Source organism: Bacteroidia bacterium, assembly GCA_023228875.1.
GTDB lineage: Bacteria > Bacteroidota > Bacteroidia > NS11-12g > UBA955 > JALOAG01.
On the sequence record JALOAG010000063.1, the window covers coordinates 1 to 3,027 of the forward strand.

3 protein-coding genes are annotated in these 3,027 nt (G+C 37.7%); 2 read left to right on the forward strand and 1 reads right to left on the reverse strand.

Annotated features, from left to right (window positions below; genetic code table 11):
* Both arsB and arsC read left to right on the forward strand, forming a co-directional pair.
* Positions 1-817: arsenite/antimonite efflux transporter (arsB, locus tag M0R38_13275; protein ID MCK9482707.1), on the forward strand; the 817-nt coding region annotated here is incomplete at its 5' end.
* A gap of 26 nt (positions 818-843) precedes the next feature.
* Complete coding sequence (gene arsC / locus M0R38_13280; GenBank protein MCK9482708.1) at positions 844-1,263, forward strand: arsenate reductase (thioredoxin); 420 nt, start codon at positions 844-846, stop codon at positions 1,261-1,263.
* A 154-nt stretch (positions 1,264-1,417) separates the two neighbouring features.
* Here arsC and M0R38_13285 read toward each other — a convergent pair whose 3' ends face one another.
* Positions 1,418-2,884, reverse strand: a complete 1,467-nt coding sequence (locus tag M0R38_13285) for a transposase (protein ID MCK9482709.1) — start codon at positions 2,882-2,884, stop codon at positions 1,418-1,420.
* Between the last annotated feature and the right edge of the window lie 143 nt (positions 2,885-3,027).

Below are 3,027 nucleotides of genomic sequence, written 5' to 3' on the forward strand. Positions count from 1 at the left end.
TAACTTAGTAAATATTGTGTCTGCAGACTTCTTTGGTATCGGATTTGTTGAGTATGCTTCCCGAATGGTTATACCGAACCTATTTTCACTCGTTGCAACCATTTCAGTGCTACTGATTTATTTTAGAAAGAGTATCCCAAAATCCTACGATGTTTCAAAATTAAGTGAACCTAAAGATGCAATTAAAGATTATAAAATGTTTCGTCTATCATGGTATGTCCTTGGTTTATTAGTAATTGGATACTTTACTAGCGAGTTTATCAATATACCTGTTTCTATTATTGCAGGAATTATTGCTATATTCTTCATTATTATGGGTAGACAAAGTTCTGCAGTAAATACTAAGAAAGCTATTAAAGGAGCACCGTGGGATATTGTGTTCTTTTCCCTCGGAATGTATGTAGTGGTATATGGATTAGGGAATGCATGGCTTACATCTGCGCTAGCAAGTATAATTCAGACTGTTGCTGATGAAGGATTATTTGTCGCTACAGTTGGAATGGGTTTCCTCGCAGCCTTCCTATCATCCGTTATGAATAATATGCCAACAGTAATGATTGACGCCTTAGCAATTGCTGAAACAAACACTTCCGGTGTATTAAGGGAAGCACTTGTTTATGCCAACGTTGTCGGTTCAGACTTAGGACCGAAGATTACACCAATTGGTTCTTTGGCAACTTTAGTGTGGCTTCATGTGTTATCCCAGAAAGGGGTCAAAATTTCATGGGGTACGTACTTTAAAACAGGTATTGTTTTAACAATTCCGATTCTTTTAATTACTTTATTAGGTCTATATTTAACGTTATTATTTTTCTAAATGTTTAAAAAAGGAGGAGCAATCTTATGACAAAAAAATCAATCTATTTCTTATGTACAGGTAATTCTTGCAGAAGCCAAATGGCAGAAGGTTGGGCAAAAAAATATCTAGGTAATGACTGGGACGTAAAAAGTGCTGGTATAGAGGCGCACGGATTAAATCCTAATGCTGTTAAGGCAATGAGTGAAGTAAGTATTGATATATCAAAACAAACGTCAGATACTATTGATTCAGAAACACTAAATAATGCGGACTTTGTTGTAACTTTATGCGGTGATGCTGCCGATAAATGTCCTCTGACACCACCACACGTAAAACGTGATCATTGGGGCTTTGATGATCCTGCAAAGGCAGTAGGAACAGAGGAAGAAAAGTGGGCTGTATTCCAACGTGTTCGTGATGAAATCGGCGAAAGAATTAAGCGCTTTGCGGATACTGGGGAATAAATATATGCTTATTTAATAATTAGGTAATTGCGAAACTCTTAAGAAAAAAGACAAAATGGTAGGTAATGATTGGTAAACACTTCCGGGCATTGCTGCTTGAGTAAAAATGAGCATAGCAAATAAACCTATGAGACTGGAAAAAACAGTTTCCGAATTATGAAATCAGAGGCTTCAAGCTGCGAATGTATTGATGACAATGAATTTTATCTGCAAGAACAACTGTTATTAACTGAGTAATACCAGCTAAGAGCAAATCAGCATGCAGAGTCTTCGCATCACGTGTCTTTCGACCGGCAACACACAAGTTATCCTTAAAGTGGTTGATGGATTTTTCCACAACAGCACGTATCTTGTAAGTATTGTCCCATTCAGGTGTCCCACGTAGAGTACCTGGATACGTTCGCAAATCTTTTTCTGGATATAAATGAATCATTCGTCCAGACGGTGAATCCGTACAAGGAGACTCACAAAAACAGTGACGACGGTACTTCCCATCGCTCCCTTTAGTCCATTTCACTTTTGGGCAGGAAAACTTAAAACGTAAGACACCGTTTTGACGCTTAGAACTACCCTCTGACTTCATAGGAAGAGTATCATCGAAGGGACAACAAGGAATCCCATCTTCGTTCACCGTGTAGTCATCGTTTTTAATCGTAGAACGCTTGTTGAGAGGAATGAAAGCTTGTGAGAAACACCTTTCCTCACCAAAATCACCCTTGAGAAGCTCCTTGTAAATTAGGACTGAATCAAAAGCAGCATCACCAATAAACGTTTTGGGATTAATCAAAGGATGCTTAGCAAAAAGGTCTTTAAGAGTAGGAATTAAAAGCTTAGCATCATGTGCAACCTTATCCTCATCAGGAGAATCCGATTTTTTATGCAACACAATATCAGGATGGGCATCAAAAAAATCCTTATTATAAAAAGCAATAGCTCTAGGAATACCAAGACCATTGGTGACAAGTCCAAACTTATAGACATAACAGAAATGTCCATTGATGAAAAGCTGTTTGACTTGAGGATTCGATTTAGCAGAAGAAGGCATAGTATTGTAAGCAGCCTTATAAGGATCGTAGCTTTTATTAAAATTCATAGCCTTAGCATAGGTCTTGAGTTGTTTAATAATACGGTTCGCATATTTAGGATTATTTTCAGTAACAAAAGCCTCGATACCTGAAGAATCAAAAATAGTCATAGCTGCTTTTGTAGGATCAATAGTATGGCAGATAGGCTCAGTGAGGTCGACAAGGCGATCAAAAACCACCTGTAAGTCAAACAAGAAATCCTGTTTAAAACGAGTGATTTTGGAAGCATCAGGCACTTTCGTAAAGCCACAGAAATCACGCAAATCCTTAGAATAACGAAGAAAGACCAACAGCAAAGAATCCGTAGGAATAGAAAAAATGCGCTGGATAATTAAAGCCCAGAGAAGAGCATGCAAAGGGTATTTACGGGAACGTCCCGTTGATGCATAGAAATGATCACGAAAAGAAGCAGGGATAATTTCATCAAGATTGATGTGTTGTTCCAGCAAAGACAAGAAAGCAGGTTTATCGTTCTCAAATTTTAATTGACAATCTGTCAAAATATCGGCCAACGAAAGCTGTTTATGTGGTAACATATAAGTACAACTCCTTTCAAGGTTGATATGCTAAAATTTTGGGTCGTACTTAAATTTTATCATAAACCGGTGAGGAGTTGTCTTGTTTTTTAGAAGTAAGAACCGTGTGGTAATGCGGTTTATGGCGTTTCGCAAATGCCTAA